Origin of the sequence: Corynebacterium ureicelerivorans, from assembly GCF_000747315.1 — a bacterium.
In the GTDB taxonomy this organism is placed as follows: Bacteria; Actinomycetota; Actinomycetes; order Mycobacteriales; family Mycobacteriaceae; genus Corynebacterium; species Corynebacterium mucifaciens.
This window is the reverse complement of the sequence record NZ_CP009215.1, coordinates 18,800-37,557: the sequence shown is the minus strand read 5'-3', so window position 1 is coordinate 37,557 and position 18,758 is coordinate 18,800. Positions and strand designations below refer to the sequence as shown.

Annotated in this window: 16 protein-coding genes; 10 read left to right on the top strand and 6 right to left on the bottom strand. The window is 66.1% G+C overall.

What is annotated here, in order from left to right; translation table 11 throughout:
- The first annotated feature begins 6 nt into the window (after positions 1-6).
- Genes CUREI_RS00190 through crgA form a run of 7 tightly spaced genes read left to right on the top strand, consistent with a single transcriptional unit; the run spans position 7 to position 8,436 of the window.
- Entirely contained in the window at positions 7-456 is a 450-nt protein-coding gene (locus CUREI_RS00190; RefSeq protein WP_038609010.1) for an FHA domain-containing protein FhaB/FipA, read from the top strand.
- Positions 453-1,805 carry a PP2C family protein-serine/threonine phosphatase gene (locus tag CUREI_RS00185; RefSeq protein ID WP_038609007.1) on the top strand — a complete coding sequence of 451 codons (1,353 nt, stop codon included), beginning with the start codon at positions 453-455 and terminating at the stop codon, positions 1,803-1,805. Before CUREI_RS00190 ends, CUREI_RS00185 begins: the two co-directional genes overlap by 4 nt.
- Entirely contained in the window at positions 1,802-3,148 is a 1,347-nt protein-coding gene (locus tag CUREI_RS00180) for an FtsW/RodA/SpoVE family cell cycle protein (protein ID WP_038609004.1), read from the top strand. Before CUREI_RS00185 ends, CUREI_RS00180 begins: the two co-directional genes overlap by 4 nt.
- Positions 3,145-4,590: a penicillin-binding transpeptidase domain-containing protein gene (locus tag CUREI_RS00175; RefSeq protein ID WP_038609002.1), complete on the top strand. Its 1,446-nt coding sequence runs from the start codon at positions 3,145-3,147 to the stop codon at positions 4,588-4,590. The genes CUREI_RS00180 and CUREI_RS00175 overlap by 4 nt, the downstream gene beginning before the upstream one ends.
- Positions 4,591-6,066, top strand: coding sequence for a serine/threonine-protein kinase (locus tag CUREI_RS00170; protein WP_038608999.1), 1,476 nt, complete (start codon positions 4,591-4,593; stop codon positions 6,064-6,066).
- Positions 6,067-8,121, top strand: a complete 2,055-nt coding sequence (gene pknB / locus CUREI_RS00165; RefSeq protein ID WP_069202870.1) for a Stk1 family PASTA domain-containing Ser/Thr kinase — start codon at positions 6,067-6,069, stop codon at positions 8,119-8,121.
- A gap of 36 nt (positions 8,122-8,157) precedes the next feature.
- On the top strand, positions 8,158-8,436 hold the full coding sequence (gene crgA / locus CUREI_RS00160) for a cell division protein CrgA (protein ID WP_038608996.1): 279 nt from the start codon (positions 8,158-8,160) through the stop codon (positions 8,434-8,436).
- 239 nt (positions 8,437-8,675) lie between these two features.
- Here the strand turns inward: crgA and CUREI_RS00155 are convergent, their stop codons facing one another.
- The 5 genes from CUREI_RS00155 to CUREI_RS00135 form a co-directional block, all read right to left on the bottom strand.
- Positions 8,676-9,347 (bottom strand): rhomboid family intramembrane serine protease, encoded by a 672-nt coding sequence (locus CUREI_RS00155; protein ID WP_038608993.1) that lies wholly within the window; start codon positions 9,345-9,347, stop codon positions 8,676-8,678.
- A 56-nt stretch (positions 9,348-9,403) separates the two neighbouring features.
- Positions 9,404-9,925 (bottom strand): peptidylprolyl isomerase, encoded by a 522-nt coding sequence (locus CUREI_RS00150; RefSeq protein ID WP_038613558.1) that lies wholly within the window; start codon positions 9,923-9,925, stop codon positions 9,404-9,406.
- Between the two features lie 168 nt (positions 9,926-10,093).
- Complete coding sequence (locus CUREI_RS00145; protein WP_038608990.1) at positions 10,094-11,044, bottom strand: endonuclease domain-containing protein; 951 nt, start codon at positions 11,042-11,044, stop codon at positions 10,094-10,096.
- Positions 11,045-11,194: 150 nt separating this feature from the next.
- Positions 11,195-13,447 (bottom strand): 5-methyltetrahydropteroyltriglutamate--homocysteine S-methyltransferase, encoded by a 2,253-nt coding sequence (gene metE, locus CUREI_RS00140; protein WP_038608987.1) that lies wholly within the window; start codon positions 13,445-13,447, stop codon positions 11,195-11,197.
- The gene (locus CUREI_RS00135; protein WP_038608986.1) at positions 13,444-14,394 is read right to left on the bottom strand and encodes a methylenetetrahydrofolate reductase; all 951 of its coding nucleotides are present in this window, start codon (positions 14,392-14,394) and stop codon (positions 13,444-13,446) included. The genes metE and CUREI_RS00135 overlap by 4 nt, the downstream gene beginning before the upstream one ends.
- Before the next feature lie 276 nt (positions 14,395-14,670).
- On the opposite strand from CUREI_RS00135, the gene CUREI_RS00130 reads away from it, so the two are divergent.
- The gene (locus CUREI_RS00130) at positions 14,671-15,375 is read left to right on the top strand and encodes a hypothetical protein (protein WP_038608985.1); all 705 of its coding nucleotides are present in this window, start codon (positions 14,671-14,673) and stop codon (positions 15,373-15,375) included.
- Here CUREI_RS00130 and CUREI_RS00125 read toward each other — a convergent pair.
- On the bottom strand, positions 15,372-15,926 hold the full coding sequence (locus tag CUREI_RS00125; RefSeq protein WP_038608981.1) for a TetR/AcrR family transcriptional regulator: 555 nt from the start codon (positions 15,924-15,926) through the stop codon (positions 15,372-15,374). The genes CUREI_RS00130 and CUREI_RS00125 overlap by 4 nt on opposite strands.
- 95 nt (positions 15,927-16,021) lie before the next feature.
- On the opposite strand from CUREI_RS00125, the gene CUREI_RS00120 reads away from it, so the two are divergent.
- Together CUREI_RS00120 and CUREI_RS00115 are read left to right on the top strand one after the other, a co-directional pair.
- Entirely contained in the window at positions 16,022-16,636 is a 615-nt protein-coding gene (locus CUREI_RS00120) for a hypothetical protein (protein ID WP_051952090.1), read from the top strand.
- Positions 16,633-18,726, top strand: coding sequence for a YhgE/Pip domain-containing protein (locus CUREI_RS00115; RefSeq protein WP_038608979.1), 2,094 nt, complete (start codon positions 16,633-16,635; stop codon positions 18,724-18,726). The genes CUREI_RS00120 and CUREI_RS00115 overlap by 4 nt, the downstream gene beginning before the upstream one ends.
- The last annotated feature ends 32 nt before the right edge of the window (positions 18,727-18,758 follow it).

Genomic DNA, 18,758 nt, shown 5'->3' with positions numbered 1-18,758 from the left:
GACACCATGGATTCGACAGTCATCCTGAGCGCCCGTTTCGGCCTGTTGGCCCTGCTGTGGGTCTTCATCTTTCTGGTCATGTGGACCCAGAGAAAGGATGTGGTGTCGGCGGGCGGAGCTGTGCGTCGCCAAGCCACTGCCCCTGCGGCCGCACCCAGGGAGAAGGCGCGGACTCTTGCGGTGGTTGAGGGGCCACTGAAAGGGTCGCACATGGAAATTGCCAGCTTGGAGGACTTTACTGTCGGCAGAGCTGGCGACAATGACTTCCAGCTGGGCGACGATTTCGCCTCATCACGCCACGCGCGCCTGTTCCGCAGGGGCAGCGACTGGTTTGTGGAGGACTTGGATTCGCGCAACGGCACCTTCGTCAACGGGGTGCGCATTGATCAGCCTGAACGGGTGACCGTGGGCACGGACATGAAGATGGGACGCACGATTGTGAGGCTGATGCCGTGAAGCTCTCGCTGAATTTCGTTGCGGTGTCCGACCGTGGCCTTGTCCGGGGCAACAACGAGGATTCCGCCTACGCGGGGCCGAACCTGCTGGTGCTTGCGGACGGCATGGGTGGCCACGCCGCCGGCGAGGTGGCCAGCCAGATCATGGTGGAGCACCTCGAGCACTTAGACCGCGACCCGGAGGACGCGGACATGCTCGCGTTGCTGGGTGCCGCAGCCGAGGACGCCAACGCGGCTATCGAGGCCTCGGTGGCCGAGCACCCGGAGCAAGCTGGCATGGGCACCACGCTGACCGCGCTGATGTTCAACGGCCGCGAGTTCGGCCTCATCCACGTTGGCGATTCGCGGGGCTACCGGCTTCGCGACGGCGAGCTTCGCCAAATCACCGTTGACGACACCTTCGTGCAGTCGCTCGTGGACGACGGCAGGCTCGCGCCTGAAGACGTGTCCTCCCACCCGCAGAAATCCCTGATCCTCAAGGCGTATACCGGCCGGCCGGTTGAGCCGCACCTGGAGACACTGCAGGTGCAACCGGGCGACCGTGTGCTGTTGTGCTCCGACGGTCTGAGTGACCCGGTCACGCGGGAGACCATCGAGATCGCGTTGGGCGACGGCACGCCGGAGATGGCTGCCCAGCGACTAGTTGAGCTGGCGCTGCGCTCCGGCGGGCCAGACAACGTAACGGTCGTAGTAGCCGAGGTGGTCGCTGACGATGCGGCCGAGGGGCAATCCCGCGCCGTAGTGAAGGCTGGGGCGTTGGCCCCGGACTACCAGTCGTCCCACCCGGATTCGGCCGCCTCCCGGGCGGCGGCGCTGCTGCGCAAATCCGAGACCATCACGCCGGACCACAACCGCGCAAAGACGCAGGACGCCGACCTCTCCGACGATGAGGAGGGCCACACTAGCGGCACCGGCACGAAACAAGCGTCATCGGTGTGGCCGTGGGTGGTCACGACACTCGTGCTGCTGCTCGTCCTGGCCGTGGCCGGCCTGGCGTGGGCGCAGTCGCGTGACACGGACAGCTACACGCTGAAGGTTGAAGGCTCCGGCGAGTTCGCGGTGCAGCACACCACCCGCGACAACCTCTTCGCCGAAGCGCAGACCGAGGACATCCAGCACGCCTGTCTGAACCCAGACGGCAAACTGCGCGTCATTGCCAAAGACTCCACGCCGGGCGACTGTCACGTCTTCAACGTGCAGGACCTGCCCAAGGACCAGCGCGAGGTGGAAACCGTCACCGGCTCCTACGACGACGTACTGGCCAAACTCAACGAGCTGGCAGATCAGGCGCTGCCGGGCTGCGTGGACAGTCAGACGCCCGACAACGACACGTGCAGGGAGATCCGATGAACAGACTGCGCTCCCGCAGCCGTGAGCTGCTCCTCCTGCTCTTCGCCGCAGCCCTGCTCGCGCTCATGCTGTTCGGCTTAGAGACGAGCCAAGGCCGCACCCTGTCCACGGAGATGCTCTACATCATCGGCGGGTTCGTCGGCGTCTACGCCATCGCCCACGTGGCCATCGCTGTCTTGGCGCCCTACGCGGACCAGGTGATGCTGCCCGTGGTGGCGCTACTCAATGCCATCGGCCTGGTAGTGATTTACCGCCTCGACCTGGCGGAGCGACCCGGGTACGGCCCGCTCGCGGAGCGCCAGATGCTGTGGTCCCTGGTGGGCGTTGGCCTGATGGTGCTGACCTTGATCGTGGTGCGGGACCACAAGTCCCTGTCCCGCTACTCTTACCTGCTGGGGCTGGTAGGGCTGATCCTCTTGGCGCTGCCGCTGGTGTGGCCGCAGCCCCCGGGGTACGAAGAGGCGCGGATCTGGCTGTGGCTCGGCCCCTTCTCCATCCAGCCCGGCGAGTTTTCCAAGATCCTGCTGCTGATCTTCTTCGCGCAGCTGCTGGCCCAGAAACGTGCACTGTTCACCGTGGCCGGCAGGCGCTTCGCGGGCCTAACGTTCCCGCGCCTGCGCGATCTCGCCCCCATCTTGATGGTGTGGGCTATCGCCATCCTGATCATGGCGGTGTCCAACGACTTCGGCCCGGCGCTACTGCTGTTCGCCACCGTGCTGGGAATGGTCTACTTCGCTACCGGGCGCGCGTCCTGGCTGGCCATCGGCCTTGCGCTGGTGGCTATCGGCGGTTACGCCGTGTACCAGGTCAGCTCCAAGATCCAGGAGCGCGTGAGCAACTTCCTTGACCCGTTCGCGGACTTCGAGGGCATTGGCAACCAGCCCGCCAACGCGTTGATCGGGCTGAGCTGGGGCGGTATTACCGGCACTGGCCTCGGGTACGGCCACCCGGAACTGGTGCCGGTTGCGCATTCGGACTACATCCTGGCCGCCCTCGGCGAGGAGCTCGGCTTCGTGGGCATCGCCGCGGTGCTGTGCCTGTTCGGCGTCTTCGTCACCCGCGGATTCCGCACCGCGATGCAGGCGCGCGACTCCTACGGCAAGCTGTTGGCTTCCGGGCTCGCGCTGACCATTGCCATCCAGATCTTCGTGGTCGCCGGCGGCGTGTCGGCCATGCTCCCCATGACCGGGTTGACCACGCCGTTCATGTCTGCCGGCGGTTCCTCCGTGATGGCGAACTACATCCTGCTGGGCCTGCTGCTGCGCATCTCCAACGGCGCGAACCGCCCGGCGGACTACGACGCTGTTGCCGCCGCCCAGCCTGAGAAGGTGAGCGTGCGATGAACAAGTCCATCCGATTCGGCGCCGTCGTCTCGCTGCTACTTATTGTGGCGCTGCTGGTCAACTATTCCGTGGTGCAGGGCATGCGCGAGGAGGAATATGCGCAGGATCCGCACAACTCGCGCATCCTCATGGAGCTCAAGCGCACGAACCGCGGCGACATCGTCGCCGGCGACACCGTGCTCGCCCAAAGCTACCGTGATGAGGAGACCGGGTTCTACCAGCGCGCATACCCGAACATGCCGTGGTCCTTCGCCCCGGTGGTGGGCTACGCCTCCGACCAGTTCGGCACCTCCCAGCTGGAAGCCACGTACAACGGCGAACTCACCGGGGATTCCGGCACCTCCTCCCGCTTCCTGCGCACCGGCACAGAGGACGGCAATAAGGGCGACACGGTGGAGCTGACCCTGGATCCCAGCCTGCAGGCCTTCGCGTTCGACCAGCTGGCTGAACCGGGCTACGAGGGCGCGGTTGTGGCCGTCAGGCCGTCGTCAGGCGAGGTGCTCGCCATGGCATCGACCCCTAGCTACGACCCCAACGGCATCGCCAACCCAGCGACCTCGGAGGACGCCTGGTCGCAGGTGAACAGCAACCCGGCTAACCCGCTGCTGAACCACGCGACGCAAGAGCAGCTGCCGCCGGGCTCGATCTTCAAGATCATCACCACCGCCGCGGGCCTGCGAAACGGCTACACGCCCGATTCGCCGCTGACCGGTGAGGCGCAGATCATCCTGCCCGGCACCGACAACATCCCGCTGACCAACTACGGTGGCCAGGCATGCGCCGGCGGCGGTCAAGTGCCGCTGAGCACCGCCTTCGCCCTTTCGTGCAACACGGCCTTCGTACAAATGGGTCTCGCGGTGGGCGCGGATGCGCTGCGCGACGCGGCGGACCGTTTCGGTGTCGGCCAGAGCTACGACCTCGGCCTGCCCAACGCGGCCGGCTCGCTGGGCGAGCTGCCTGGCGGTGCGGAGCTCGCGCAGTCCGCGATCGGCCAGCGCGACGTGACCATGACGGCACTGCAGGCTGCGGTGATGGCCGCGACTATCGCCAACAAGGGCAAGCGCATGGAGCCGCACGTCGTGCGCGCGGTGCGTAACGCGGACGGCAAGGTCGTTAAAGAGGCCAAACCGGTGGAGCTGAACGAAGCCGTAACGGAGGAGGAAGCCGTGACGATCACGGACTTGATGTACGGATCCGAGCGTTGGTCGTACGGTTACGACGGCAACGGGTTCGCCTCCAAGACCGGCACCGCGGAGCACGCCGAGGGCGCTGCGCCGCACGTGTGGTACGTCGCGTTCGACCCGGCGAAGGACGTTGCCGTTGCCGTCGTCGTGAAAAACGGCGGCAACCTCGGCGAAGCTGCCACGGGCGGGCAGGTCTCCGGCCCCATCGGCCGCGCCGTCCTGCGCGCCGCCCCCGCACCTGTGGAAGGAGCAGAGTAGATGAACACCGAAAACCGCGAGGACCTCCAGCGGCTCGTCGGCGACGGCTACCAGCTGCAGTGGATCATCGGCCACGGCGGCATGTCCACCGTGTGGCTGGCGGACGACCTGGCCAACGAGCGCGAAGTTGCCATCAAGGTGCTGCGCCCCGAGTACAGTTCCAACGCCGAGTTCCTGGCGCGCTTCCGCAACGAGGCGCTGAGCGCGCAGGGCATCAACTCCGACAACGTGGTGGCCACCTACGACTACCGGGAGGCGGACACCGGCGCGGGATTCACCGTCTGCTTCATCATCTTGGAGTACATCCGCGGCGAGTCGCTCGCGGACCTGATCGCGCGTGAGGGGCAGCTGGATGAGGCCATGGCTCTCGACGTACTCGAGCAGGCTGCCCACGGCTTGGCCGTGATCCACCGCATGGGCTTAGTGCACCGCGACATCAAGCCGGGCAACCTCATGATCACCCAGAACGGGCAGGTGAAGATCACCGACTTTGGCATTGCCAAGGCCGCGGCTGCAGTGCCGCTGACCCGCACCGGCATGGTCGTGGGCACCGCGCAGTACGTCTCCCCGGAGCAGGCCCAGGGCATCAAGGTCACCGCCGCGAGCGACGTCTATTCTTTGGGCGTTGTGGGCTACGAGCTGCTGTCCGGCAAGCGCCCGTTCACCGGCGACTCGTCGGTGTCGGTGGCACTGGCGCACGTGTCCGCTGAGCCGCCCGCGCTGCCGATCAGCGTCTCCGCGCCCGCGCGTGAGCTCATCGAGATCGCCCTGCGCAAAGACCCCGGTCAGCGCTTCCACGACGGTAACGAGTTCCAGCTGGCCATCTCTCAGGTCCGCCAAGGGCTGCGCCCCGCCCAGCCCGGCGGCCACACCCAGGTAGTGGCCACCGAGCCGTCCGCGACCGCGTCCACCCAGATGCTGGCCAGCGTCGCCGACGAGCGGACCGCGCGCCCGGAGGGTTCCTACACGCCGGCGCCGACCCGGGCCGTTGCTTCCCGACGTCCTCCGGCCGAACCCGCGCCCGTGCCCGCGCCCGCGAAAAAGGGCTCATCGGCGGGCCCCATCGTTGCCACCCTGCTCGCTTTGGCGCTGGTCGGCGGCGGTGTTGCCTGGGCGTACACTGCCGGGCTGTTCGACCGCTCCAGCGGCGACTCCCCCGCCGCCACCCCGCGGACCACGACCGTGACCACCCCGAGCGAGGTCGAGGAGACCCAGGAAGAGGTCACCGAGACGACCACGCGGCGCGAACGTACCACCGTCACGCAGTCGCGCAACCCGGGCACCCTGCGCGTCGAGGACACGGCCCCGGAATCGGCGCCCGCCGCCCCGGCTGAACCCGCGCGCCCCGAAACCTCAGCGGTGCAGTCCACGCCGGAGATGGCGCCGCCGACGAGCAGCGCTCCTGAGGCGGGAACCCAGACCACTACTGCGATAGACTTGCCGAATCTTGAGAACTTGCTCGGAGGTGGCAGGTAAATGCTGATCGCGGACCGGTACGAACTCGGCGAAATCATCGGCACCGGCGGCATGTCGGACGTGTATGCCGCCACCGACGTGTCCCTGGGGCGCCAGGTCGCCGTGAAGATGCTGAAGATCGACCTGGCGCGCGACGAAAGCTTCCGCGAGCGCTTCCGCCGAGAGGCGCAGAACTCCGCGCGGCTGAACCACCCCAACATCGTCTCGGTCTACGACACCGGCGCCGTGGAAACATCCGGTGTAGACGTGCCCTACATCGTCATGGAGCGCGTTCACGGCATGAACCTGCGCGACATCGTGCGCAACGAAGGCCCGCTGTCACCCGAGCGCGCTGCCAAACTGCTGCTACCGGTCACACGTGCGCTGCAGGCCAGCCACGACGCGGGCATTATCCACCGCGACATCAAGCCCGCCAACATCATGGTGACTAATACCGGTGCCGTGAAGGTCATGGACTTCGGCATCGCCAGGGCGTTGGACGATTCCACCTCCGCCATGACGCAAACCTCGGCCGTCATCGGCACCGCGCAGTACCTATCCCCCGAGCAGGCGCGGGGCAAACCCGCAGACGCGCGCAGCGACATCTACGCGCTCGGCTGCGTCATGTACGAAGCGGTCACCGGCGTTCCGCCCTTCGAGGGCGAGTCGCCGTTCGCCGTGGCCTACCAGCATGTCCAAGAAGACCCCGTGCCGCCCTCAGAGCGGACCGCAGCTGCGCTGTCCGACAACGAGGCGGTGAACGTGGACGCTGTCATCCTGACCGCGATGGCAAAACACCCCGCGGACAGGTACCAGACGGCAAACGAGATGGGTGCTGACCTGGAGTTGCTCGAGCGTGGCAGCGTCACCACCGCCGCGCAGAACCATCTGTCGAGCGCCGATCTGCTGTCCGAAGACAACACGGTTGTGGTCGGCGACGTGGTGCGCGAATCCGTGGCGCCCAGAGAGCCGGTCGAGCCAACCGGCCACACGCGCTACGACGACCACCGCGCGGCAAACGAGAAAACCGCCTCCAACTGGCTGAAGTGGCTGGCCGCACTGCTAGGCCTGTTGCTGGCCGCTGTCGTGTCCTGGTTTGTCTACGACTACTTCTCCGCCGACGAGGAAAGCGCGCCTTCGCCCGTGCAGGAAGCAATGGTGCAGGTGCCGGAGCTTGTCGACGTCCCGCGCAACGACGCCATTCGCGAGCTCGAAGGCCTCGGTTTCTCCGTCAGCGTGATGGAGGAACCCAACCCAGACATCAAACGCGGCAACGTGATCTCCACTAACCCCGCCGCCGGCTCCGAGCTGAAGCGGGGCACCCAGATCACCCTGACCGTCTCCTCCGGCAGGGAGATGACGGACGTGCCCGACGTGACGAACCTGACCACCGAGGAAGCCGTCGACGAGTTGAAGAACGCCGGGCTGGAACTCAACCCGAGCGTGCGCCGCGAAACCAGCGACAACATCCCCGAAGGCGTCATCCTGGCCCAGCAGCCGGCTGGCGGCACGCAGATTGCGAAGGGCTCCCGGATCACCATCACCGTCTCCTCCGGTCCCAGAATGGTGCAAGTGCCGTCCCTGGTGGGCCTGAACGTGGAACAAGCCACCGCGACCCTGTCCTCGCTGCAGCTGCGCTCCACCGTGACCCGCGTGGACTCCGCCAAGCCGGAGGGAGAGGTTCTCGCAGTCGCCGGCGAGAACACCGATGTGGAAACCGGCACCACCGTTGAGCTGCGCGTCTCCAACGGCATGCTCATGACCATGCCGCAGATCACCCGCCTTGATCCGGCCGAGGCTGAGCGCACACTGCGCGACGCGGGCTGGAACGGCCGCCTCACTCCTGGGCCGACCGTGCCTACCGGGGCGCTTGTAGACAGCGGGCTGATCGGCCACCAGGAGGTTCCCGCAGGCGACACGATCCGCAAGGACCAAGCGATTGGTTACAACCTGTGGAAGTTCGACGCCGCCGAGCTCGTCCCGCAGAGCAATGCGACCGGAGGCCAGCCTGCTACAGTTCAGCCCCGGAACTCGCAAAACGCGCTGCGTGACGTACAGCGCGGGCTTGGACTGTAGACGTAGATATCCGTACAAACCTAGGGAGTGCACTCCATGCCTAAAGCAAAAGTAACCAAGGATCCCATCCGCCCAGCCGGCAGCAGCGCCGCTGCCGGCGCCAGCCGCACCCCGGTCAAGGTGAATACGGGCGGCACCCCGGTGTGGTACAAGGTGATCATGTTCGGGCTGATGATCTTCGGTCTGGCCTGGCTCATCCTGTACTACCTGGCGGGCGACCAGATCTCGTGGCTCACGCAGCTCGGCCCGTGGAACTACGCCATTGGCTTCGCTGGCATGATTCTCGGCCTGCTCATGACCATGGGCTGGCGTTAGCGCTCAGACCCCGGAACCGGGATGCGGCACATCTGTGCCACATCCCGGTTTTCTTGTGCCCGATAACTTTCCACACCTGTGGATAACTCTGTGCACAAACTTCACAAGGGCGGGAAATGTGCTGCTCCCGGTTCGAAAACGCCTGGTTTCGTCGGCGTGTCGGACGGGGCGTTCGACGTGTCGTTCGAGGAACTACACGCCTGTAGTTCTCCACATTGTGGATAAGCGCTGTGGACAACTCACACGTACACGGGGAGCGTAGACGGGATCGTTAGCACCCATATGACAACGCACGCAGCTACGATGGCTGCCCCTGCGGTGATCCAGCGCGTGCGCGCGTTCCGAGAGGTCAGCGGCCACGCCATTGCCGCCCCCGCCGCCAGCCCGCCCAGGTGGCCCCACAACGACACCGCCGGGCTCAACAGCGTGTAGGCCACGTTCACCGCAACCAGCGCGAGCGGCGCCCGCAGATCCGTCGAGCGCCGGAAGGCGATGGCGACCAGTACCGCCATGAGCATGTATAGCGCGCCGGAAGCGCCGGCGGTGGGCGTCGTGAAGCTCATTGCCAGCACGCTTGCCGACGCCCACAGCACCCCCGCCACCCACGCCAGCGCGTACGGCCCGGTACCGATGAACCGCTCCACCTCCGCACCCACTAGGACGAGCATCAGCATGTTGAGGAAGAGGTGCGTGATGTCCAGGTGCATGAAACCGGCGGTGAGTGCGCGCAGGTAGCCCGCGCCGTAGACCTCCGGGCCGTACAGGACGGTGCTGGCACCGACCGCCGAATCCCACACCACGTCCGTCAACGAGCGGGCCTGAAGCGCGGCGGCGAGGAACACGACGGTGCAGATCGCTGCGATAACTGTGGTGGCGGGAGCGGTGCGGGGTAGGTCGCGGAGTGCAGGCATGGTCTTCAGGGTACGAAAAAGCCCCCGCGCGGGGCGGGGGCCTGATGCGTGGGGGCTTAGGCGATGTCGATGGATTCGATCACGACGTCCTCAACCGGGCGGTCCATGCGGCCGGTCTGCACGTTAGCGATCTCGTCGACGACCTTCTTGGAGGCCTCGTCGGTGACCTCGCCGAAGATGGTGTGGCGGTTGTTCAGCCACGGGGTTGCGTCCACAGTGATGAAGAACTGGGAGCCGTTGGTGCCCGGGCCAGCGTTCGCCATCGCCAGCAGGTACGGGCGGTCGAACTGGAGCTCCGGGTGGAACTCGTCGGCGAACTGGAAGCCCGGGCCGCCGGTGCCGGTGCCGGTCGGATCGCCGCCCTGGATCATGAACCCCGGAATGATGCGGTGGAAGATCGCACCGTCGTAGAACGGGCCCTCGGTGGTGCCGGAGGCGTTCTTGGTGGAGTATTCGGTCGTGCCCTTAGCCAAGCCGGTGATGGTCTCGACCGTCTTCGGCGCATGGTTGCCGAAGAGGTCGATGGCGATGTCACCGTGGTTGGTGTGCAGAGTCATCGTCTGAGTCTTTTGCGTCATGCCCTCTAGGGTACGCGGGTTCGCGCGCAACACCCGACCTCCCCGGTAAATCTCGTTAGTTGCACCTCGTTTATCGCCCTATAGAGCGGACTAACGAGGTGCAACTAACGAGGTTTGGGGTCCAAGGCGCTGGGGCTGGCGGGCGCCAGCAACCGGCCAGCTACTCCCCTAGCTCTTTTTCCGACGCCAATCTTCCCCGTGCTGGGGGCGGTAGGAGGTGGCGATGACCTTTGGTCCGTCGAGAAGCATGGAGCGCTCCTTGAGCTCCAGGATCTGCCGCACAACCCCCTCCTCGTCGCCGAGAATGTCCCGGGGAGGGATACGTGCGACCTCATAGCGTTGAATGCGAATCCAGTTTTCCCGGGAGATTTGGTCGAGCGCGGCTTCCTTGCCTTCCATTTTGCCTTCACCGTCGATCTCGATGGCGAGTTGCCCCCACAACAGATCCGGGCGCGCATACCGGCCAATCCACATCTGCTCCTGGACAACAATGCCACGTTCGCGCAGGATAACGCGAGCGAGTGATTCGTACGGCGACTCGGAGCGGGTGGAACTCCACTCCAGCGCTTGGCGGGCGTTGGCGATGCCCCGCTTCCCCGCGAGGCGGTCGATGCATGCGCGCAGTTGCGTCCGGATTCTGTCTTGCTCGGCGAAAGATTGCCGGTAGAACAGCGAATCCATTGCCACGGCGCCGTGGCGGACCCCGTACATGCGGGCGATGTCGACGGCGGTGCGAGTGCGGGTGGTCACGCGCAGAGGTTCCCCCGCTGGGGTTACAACACCGTAGTCGGTGGGTGGGATCTTCATCGCGCGGTATTCCACTCCCTTGGGCCACTGCGCCTTCCTCGGCGGCATCCGCTCCGGGTTGGCCAGGGTTACCGGTGCATCCCTGATCGGCAGCGTCCAAATTGATTGGATCATTGCTGCGGACCTGCCGATCAGCACCGCCTTGTGGGCCGTGGTGCCTGCCGCGTAGACGCGGAGGAACTCGCATTCGTGGAGCTTCAGTCCGTTCCACACCGTCTTCGCTATGAATTTGGTCGCGGACAGCTTGATGCATTCCTGTTCGTCGGCTCTCCCCGGCCCGACGAGGTGCGCAACGAGTGCGTCTTTATCCATGTTGACCCCCCGATCAATGTTGCGCCCATCGTAACGCAGTGCGGCAATAGACGCGTGAACCTCGTTAGTTGCACCCCGTTTATCGCCCTGCGAAGGGGACTAACGAGGTGCAACTAACGAGGTTTGTGGGGGGCTAATGCTTTACGACGTCTACAGCTCGCCGACAACCTCGTCGCGGGCCGCGACCAGGTTGCGCAGGGAGGGCTCGACCTCCTTGTACCCGCGGGTCTTCAGGCCGCAGTCCGGGTTGACCCAGAGGCGCTCGGTGGGCACGTTCTCCAGGGCAGCGCGCAGCAGGCCTGCGATCTCCTCGGTGGCCGGCACGCGCGGGGAGTGGATGTCCCACACGCCCGGGCCGATCTCGGAGTGGAAGGTCTCGTCGATGTCCTCGAGCAGCTCCATCTTGGAACGGGCGGCCTCGATGGAGGTCACATCGGCGTCCAAGCCGGCGACAGCGTCGATGATCTGGCCGAACTCGGAGTAGCAGAGATGGGTGTGGATCTGGGTGCCCGGCTTCGCCTGCAGGGACACGAGGCGGAAGGCGCGCACGGCCCAGTCCAGGTAGGCGGCGCGGTCATCCGCACGCAACGGGAGCAACTCGCGCAGCGCCGGCTCGTCGATCTGGATGACCTTGATGCCGGCTTCCTCTAGGTCGCGGACCTCGTCGGCAAGCGCGAGCGCGATCTGGTCAGCGGAGACGGACAGCGGCACGTCGTCGCGCTTGAAGGACCACGCCAGGATGGTCACCGGGCCGGTGAGCATGCCCTTGACCGGCTTCTCGGACAGGGACTGGGCGTAGCGCGCCCACTCCACGGTCATCGCCTCCGGGCGGGAGACGTCGCCGACCACGATCGGCGGACGGGTGCAGCGGGAGCCGTAGGACTGGACCCAGCCGTTTTCGGTGACCACGAAGCCGTCGAGAAGCTCGGCGAAATACTGCACCATGTCGTTGCGCTCGGCCTCGCCGTGGACCAGCACGTCCACGCCGATTTCTTCCTGCAGCTCGATGACCTGCTTGATCTCCTGCTTGAGCGCCTCGGTGTACTGCTCGTCGGTGAGCACGCCGTCGCGGTGGTCGGCGCGGGCCTTGCGGATCTCCGGGGTCTGCGGGAAGGAGCCGATGGTGGTGATGGGCAGCGTGGGCAGGCCGAGCTCCTCGCGCTGGACCTTGTTGCGCTCGCTGAACGCGGGCTCGCGCTTAACCTCGCCCTCGGGCAGCGCTGCGACGCGGTCGACAACGGCAGCGTTGTGGATGGTCTCGGACTCGGAGCGGGTGCGCACGGCGCGGTCGGACTGGGCGAACGCCTCCTTGGCGCCTTCCTCGCCGGCGACCAGGGCCTGGATCTCCGCGAGCTTCTCGTCGGCGAAGGCCAGCCACGGGGCGACCTCGACCGGGATGTTGCGCTCAGCCTTCAGGGTGTGCGGCACGTGCTGCAGGGAGGTGGAGGTGGACACGGACACCGGGCGGTCGCCGAGGGACTCGAGCACCTCGGTGCGCTCGCGCAGGTTCGCGGTCCAGACGTTGCGGCCGTCGACAAGACCTGCGACCAGGTGGGTGGACTCCGGAATCTGGGTGCGCACGCGCTCGGGGTAGCCGGAGTCCGCCTCCAGGGTCCACGGGGACAGGTCCACGTGCAGGGCTTCCACGCCCAGCTCGCCGAGGACCGGCAGGGCCTCGCGTGCGGCGCCGTACGGGGTGGTGAGGTAGACGTTCGGGCGTTCGTCGGAGGCGAGCAGCTTCGACCAGGCCTCGCGCAGGTAATCTGCGATCTCGGCGTCCGGGGTGGACAGGTCTGCAACCACGGCCGGTTCTGCAACCTGGACCCACTCCACGCCGGCGTTCTTCAGGGCTGCGAAGACCTCGCCGTAGGCGTCGACAAGCGCGGGCAGCAGCGACCACTCGGCGGGCTTGGACAGCGCGATGAGCGTGACCGGGCCGACTAGGTACGGGCGCACCTTGTGGCCGGCCTCGCGCGCCTCTTCCACGATGCGCAGGATGCGCTCCGGCACGGCCTTGATCTCCTGGCCTGCGGCGATCTCCGGCACCAGGTAGTGGTAGTTGGTGTCGAACCACTTGGTCATCTCCAGCGGCACGCGGGTGTCGTTGCCGCGGGCGAGGGCGAATTCCTCGTCCAGGTCAGTGCCGCCCGGCACCAGGCCGACGGTCAGCGCGGTCTCCAGCACCTGGTCGTAGAGCGCGACGTCCGCGGGGATGGCGTAATCCTCGGTCAGGCCGAGGTCGCGCAGGTGGTTGTAGTTGTTCACGCGCAGGGCGCGGGAGGTGGAGCGGAACGTGTCGGCGTCGATGCGGCCCGCCCAGTAGCTCTCCAGCGCGCGCTTGAGCTCGCGGTTCGCGCCGATGCGGGGGTAGCCCTCGATGGTGGCTTTCGGGAAGGTGGTCATTGTTGTCCTCTATCTATTCCGATGCGGTCCAAAAAGTCCCGCGTAACGGCCAAGTTGTTGTGCGTGTACACGTGTAAGCCCCCGGTGCCGGCGTCCAGGATCTCGCGCGCCAAGTCGGCGGTGAGCTGCATGCCGGCCTCGTACTCGTCGTCAGCGTCGCGCAGTTGCTTCTCGACGCCCTCCGGCACCTCCAACCCCGACAACTCACCCATTCGCTTGACCCGCTTCAAGGAGGTCATGGGCATGATGCCGGGGATGAGCGGGATGCGCACGCCCGCCAGCCGCGCCACCTCCACGAACTCCAGGAAGTCCTGGGCCTCGAAGAAGAGCTGCGTGATGGCGAAGTCCGCGCCTAGGCGCTGCTTGGTCAGCAGCACATCGAGGTCGTGGTCCAGGTTGCGCGATTCCGCGTGCCCCTTGGGGTAGCAGGCCACGGACAGGGCCAGCTTGCCGCCTGCGAGGCGGAAGGCCTCTTCCTCCTGCACGTCCTGGATCAGGTTGAGCAGGTCGGTGGCGTACTGGAGGTGATCTGCCGGAAGTCCCGTCTCGGGCAGGTCGCCCCGCAGGGCGAGGAACCCGCGCACGCCGGCGTCGATAAGCACCCGCACCCACTCAGCGATCTCGTCGCGCGTGCCTGCGGTGCAGGCGAGGTGCGCGATGGTGCGCAGATCGGTGGTCTCCTCGATGCGGGAGATCACGGCGGCGGTGCCTTCCAGCCACTCGCTGCGGCGCGAGCTGGTCACGGAGACGTAGTCCGGGTTGTACTCGGCCAGGCCCGCGATGAGCTCGTCGATCTTCGCGCTGTCGTCCGTGGGGCGCGGCGGGATGATCTCAAAGCTCAGGGCGGTGCGCTGGCGTTTCGGGCGGGGGCGGCGGATCAGCGGGGCGCCCTCGCGGTCCAGCGGCGCCGAGGCGGACAGCCTAGTCGAAGGGGTGTCTTCGAACATGGCACGACCTTTCTCGGCTGGGGATGTTTTGCACCGTGGTTAAACGGTGCCTTGAAACTTATAAAGGCCACATGGCGGCCACAATGCGGGCCCGTTTTTCTTCCCCGTCTGCGCTGTTCACGCGCTTTTTCGCCGTGAATGTTAATCACGCAAAATGAACAGCTTGGTTCACTTTTGCATAACGCTTGGTTCACAACCGCACGGTCGATGTCTGCGGATTTCGCTACCCTGGGCCGCGTAACCACGAGAAACACAAGGAAACGCAAGGAGAATCCCATGAACCTCAAGACCGTCGGCCTCGTCGCCACCGGCGCAAACCAGGCGCTGAAGTACCTGCGCCAGCAAAGCGACAAGCGCGAGCGCGACATCTACCAGTCCCTTCTGGACAATCTGAAGGACGGCGACCTGGACAATCTGCACGAGAAGTTGAACACCAGCGAGCTGGAGGAGCTCTACGGCTCCGCCCGCGCGCACGCCGGCGACATCACGCGCGATGCGCACGATCGCTTGGACCGACGCCGCGCCGCCTTCGCCGAGGCTGCCCCGAGTCGGAAGGAGCGCCAGGAGCTGCTCCGCGCCCACGCCAAGGACGCAAAGAAGAAGAAAGGCGGCTTCGGCAAGGTTGTGAAGACCACCCTCGGCACCGCCGCACTCGCCGGCGGCGCCTGGGCCGCGTGGGAGTTCTTCCTCAAGGACAAGCTGTCCGGCGACAACACGGCGAAGACCGCTCACCCCGCCCCCACCCGTACCGAGACGGACCGCCGGGGCAGCTCCACCATCGTCTACTCAACCCGCACGGAGGACGACCGCCAGCACCCCAACGAGGCCGACACTGACGGTTTGACCACCCTGGACACCCTGGCAGACAACCAGCGGGAAACCACCCACGCCCGCCACGACCTTGAGGCGGAGGCGGAAGCGCAGAACAACGCGGACGGCGGCGCAGAATTCGGCCGCCACGAGCTGCGGGACGACCGCTAAGCCGTGGTGCGCCACCCGGCGATGAGGTGGCGCACCAGCCTGTCGCGCACGTCTGGAAAAAGCTCCGCCAGCGGCGCCGCCAGCGGACGGGTGGCCATGATGAGCTCCGTGGCCAAGTGCCACGGCGACTGCCCCGGGGCGATGATGCCGTAGGGGGCCGCGGCGTCGATAAGCAGCTGCACCTTGTCCATGAACGCGTCACGGCGCTCCACTACCGCTTCGGCGCTCGGCTCGGCGGCAAGCGCGGTGGTGAGGATGCCCACGCTGGATTCCACGAGCGTCCATACGAACCGCTCGAACCGGCCGGCAGGGTCCTCCTCAAAGCCGTCGAGGGTCGCGTCGAGCAGCGTCTCGATCTGCTCGAGGAACACGATGGCGCACGCGTCGTACAACGCGGCGCGCGAGGGGAAGTGGCGGTACAGCGTGGCAATGCCCACCCCTGCATCCGCGGCGATGCCCTCGAGCGTGATTTCAGAGTTCGGCCGAGAGCCGATCTGAGCAAGCGCGGCGGCGATGATTTGGTCGCGCTTCGCCCTGGCGTCTGCGCGCATATCTGTCTCGCCCCCTTTTAGGTTTGACAGTGGCTATGTTAGAGAGCACCATATCACGGGTTAAGTGATAGTCCACCCTACGGTTAAGGGACCGCATGACCCCGATACTCAGCACCCAAGACCTCGTGCTACGCAAGGGCGACGCTCCGGAAACGTTTGATATCGGCCGGGGCTTGACCCTGCTGAACACGCGGCGAGAATCCGATTCGACCCTGCTCAGCCTCGCGCTGGCAGGGCGTTTCAACCCGCACAGCGGCACCATTTTCCTCGACGGCGAAGAGACGGCCACACGCCAGCGCTTCAAGGACGTCGCGCTTGCCGGCGTAACGGAGATTGACAGCCTGGAGCGCCTAGTGCGCATCCGCGACGTGGTGCGCGAGCAGATCGCGTGGTCGCAGGGCTTTTTCGCCCGCACCCCGCGCGCGTCTGAGGCGGTCAAGTCGCACCCGCACGTGGAGAAGTGGCTGGAGCCGCTGCAGCTGACCGACATCGACTTGATGGCGCAGGTCGGCGACATCGGGCCGACAGACCGCTTCCGCCTGCGCGTTCTGCTGAGTCTTATCGCCCGCCCGGACGCGAAGATGCTGATTGTGGATGACGTGGACCAGGTCCGCAAAATGGACATCCGCGAGAAGATTCTGGGCGACCTGCGGGGAGTCGCGGCCTACCTACCCGTCATGGTGAACACAGTGAATGAGAAGGGGCTATGAGCGGCCTGCACATTGGATCCAACTTCCGCCTGTTCGCCCACGGCAAGCTTCCCAAGCTTGCCATTTTGGCGATCTGCTTACTTCCGCTGCTTTTCGGCGGTTTGTTCGTGTGGTCGTACTGGGACCCGCTGGGCAACCTGTACAAGCTCCCGGTCGCCCTGGTCAACTCCGACGAGGGCGAGAACGGCCAGGAGGTCGTCGACGAGCTGCTGGACCAGCGCCCGCTGGACTTCCAGGTGGTGAGCGCCGAGGAGGCGAGGGAAGGCATCGCGTCCGGCAAGTATTACCTGGGCTTGGAGATCCCTACGGACTTCAGCGAGGCTGCGACCAGCGTCCAGGACGACAACCCGCACGCCGCGAAGATCAACATCACGTTGAACGAGACCAACGGTTTCATCCCCACCATGCTGGGCGACAAGGCTGCCGACGCCATCGCGTCGGCCGTGTCCGACACCGTGGGCGGCAAGGTTGCCGAGCAGCTCTTCTTGGGCATCAACACCCTTTCCGACGGCGTGCACAAAGCCTCGGACGGCGCTGAGCAGCTCGACGAGGGCGCCAACTCTGCCCACGAAGGCTCCGAAAAGCTCAACGAGGGCGGCACGAAGCTCAACGACGGCATCCAGCAGCTCAACGACAAGGTCCAAGAACTGCCGGACGCCGTGACCAAGCTCGACGACGGCGCCGGCCGCCTGCAGGACGGCGCCCAGCAGCTCAACGACGGCCTCAACAGCGCCTCCGACGGCGCCGACCAGCTGTCCAACGGCATGGTGAAGCTGCAGTCGGGCACGCAGCAGCTTGGCGATGGCGCTACGCAGATCGCCGGCGGCGTGGACAAGATCGCGGGCTTCGCGGGCAAGATCACCGAGCTGCAAGCCGCGTTGGACGACATCAACGCGAACCTGAACAACGTGATCGCGGACTTGGACCGCTCCCCCATTCCGGGCTCCCAGCAGCTGGCGGACCAGGCCCGCGGTGTGCAGCTGCAGGTCAACTCTGGGCCGCTGCAGGCAGTCACGCAGAACGACTTGGTGGGCCAGCTGGTGCAACTGCAGGACGGCGCCCACAAGCTGGCGACCGAGCTGTCCGACCCGAACGCCCAGTACCGCAGCGGCGTGGACCAGGCGACGGAAGCGTCGAAGACGCTGGCGGACGGCCTGAAGCGCCTGCAGGACGGCTCCGGCACCCTGCTCGCGGGCGTGACCACCCTGAAGGACGGCACCGGCAAGCTGGTGGTGGCGGCCAGCACGGCCACCGACGCCACGTCGAGGTTGGCGGCCGGGTCCAGCCAGCTGGTCGTGGGCCTGGGCGACCTGAACGACGGCCTGATCAAGCTCTCCGACGGCACCGGCGAGCTCTCCATGAGCCTGGCCGACGGCGCCGAGAAGGCACCGAGCTGGGAGGGCGAGCGTCTGGACAAGGCCATCGATGCTACGGCAGAGCCGGTGCGCACCCAGCACATCGGCGACGGCCTCACGTTCTTTGGCAAGGGCCTGAGCCCCTTCTTCCTGTCGCTGTCCCTGTGGTTCGGCGTGCTGATTATGTACATGATCATGCCGCCGTTTAGCCGTCGCGCCATCGACTCCGGCACGAACCCTCTACGCGTGCTGCTGTACACGATGATCCCGTCGTTCATCATCGGCTTCGTCCAATCGGTCGCGCTCTGGGTCATGCAGGTCTGCATCCTGAATATCGAGCCGGTGCACCCGCTGACCATGTTCGGGGTATTGGTTTTCGTCTCCTGGGTGTTCGTGGCCGCCATCCTGGCGCTCAACACCGCGCTCGGCCCCGCGCCCGGACGCTTGGCCACTATGGCGCTGATGTCGCTGCAGCTGGTGGCATCCAACGGCCTGTACCCGCCCGAGGTGCAGCCCGAGTTCATCCAGTGGGTGCACAGCTGGGATCCGATGCGCTACTCGGTGGACCTGATGCGCTACGCCCTGTTCGACACCACGTCGTACGACCCGCGCATGTGGACCGCCGTCACTGTCCTGCTCGCCGTGGGCGTGGGCGCCGTGGTCATCTCCTGCCTAGCGCTTCGCGCCCGCCGGGTGATGCAGCTGCGCGACCTCCACCCCGAATTGACGGTTTAGCCCTACGATGGGCGGGGTAGACATTTTCCGTA

Coding starts and splice junctions, on each gene's coding strand:
- CUREI_RS00190 (WP_038609010.1), top strand. CDS start 7: ATGGATTCGACAGTCATCCTGAGCGCCCGTTTCGGCCTGTTGGCCCTG.
- CUREI_RS00180 (WP_038609004.1), top strand. CDS start 1,802: ATGAACAGACTGCGCTCCCGCAGCCGTGAGCTGCTCCTCCTGCTCTTC.
- CUREI_RS00175 (WP_038609002.1), top strand. CDS start 3,145: ATGAACAAGTCCATCCGATTCGGCGCCGTCGTCTCGCTGCTACTTATT.
- CUREI_RS00170 (WP_038608999.1), top strand. CDS start 4,591: ATGAACACCGAAAACCGCGAGGACCTCCAGCGGCTCGTCGGCGACGGC.
- pknB (WP_069202870.1), top strand. CDS start 6,067: ATGCTGATCGCGGACCGGTACGAACTCGGCGAAATCATCGGCACCGGC.
- crgA (WP_038608996.1), top strand. CDS start 8,158: ATGCCTAAAGCAAAAGTAACCAAGGATCCCATCCGCCCAGCCGGCAGC.
- CUREI_RS00155 (WP_038608993.1), bottom strand. CDS start 9,347: ATGCCTGCACTCCGCGACCTACCCCGCACCGCTCCCGCCACCACAGTT.
- CUREI_RS00150 (WP_038613558.1), bottom strand. CDS start 9,925: ATGACGCAAAAGACTCAGACGATGACTCTGCACACCAACCACGGTGAC.
- CUREI_RS00145 (WP_038608990.1), bottom strand. CDS start 11,044: ATGGATAAAGACGCACTCGTTGCGCACCTCGTCGGGCCGGGGAGAGCC.
- metE (WP_038608987.1), bottom strand. CDS start 13,447: ATGACCACCTTCCCGAAAGCCACCATCGAGGGCTACCCCCGCATCGGC.
- CUREI_RS00135 (WP_038608986.1), bottom strand. CDS start 14,394: ATGTTCGAAGACACCCCTTCGACTAGGCTGTCCGCCTCGGCGCCGCTG.
- CUREI_RS00130 (WP_038608985.1), top strand. CDS start 14,671: ATGAACCTCAAGACCGTCGGCCTCGTCGCCACCGGCGCAAACCAGGCG.
- CUREI_RS00125 (WP_038608981.1), bottom strand. CDS start 15,926: ATGCGCGCAGACGCCAGGGCGAAGCGCGACCAAATCATCGCCGCCGCG.
- CUREI_RS00120 (WP_051952090.1), top strand. CDS start 16,022: ATGACCCCGATACTCAGCACCCAAGACCTCGTGCTACGCAAGGGCGAC.
- CUREI_RS00115 (WP_038608979.1), top strand. CDS start 16,633: ATGAGCGGCCTGCACATTGGATCCAACTTCCGCCTGTTCGCCCACGGC.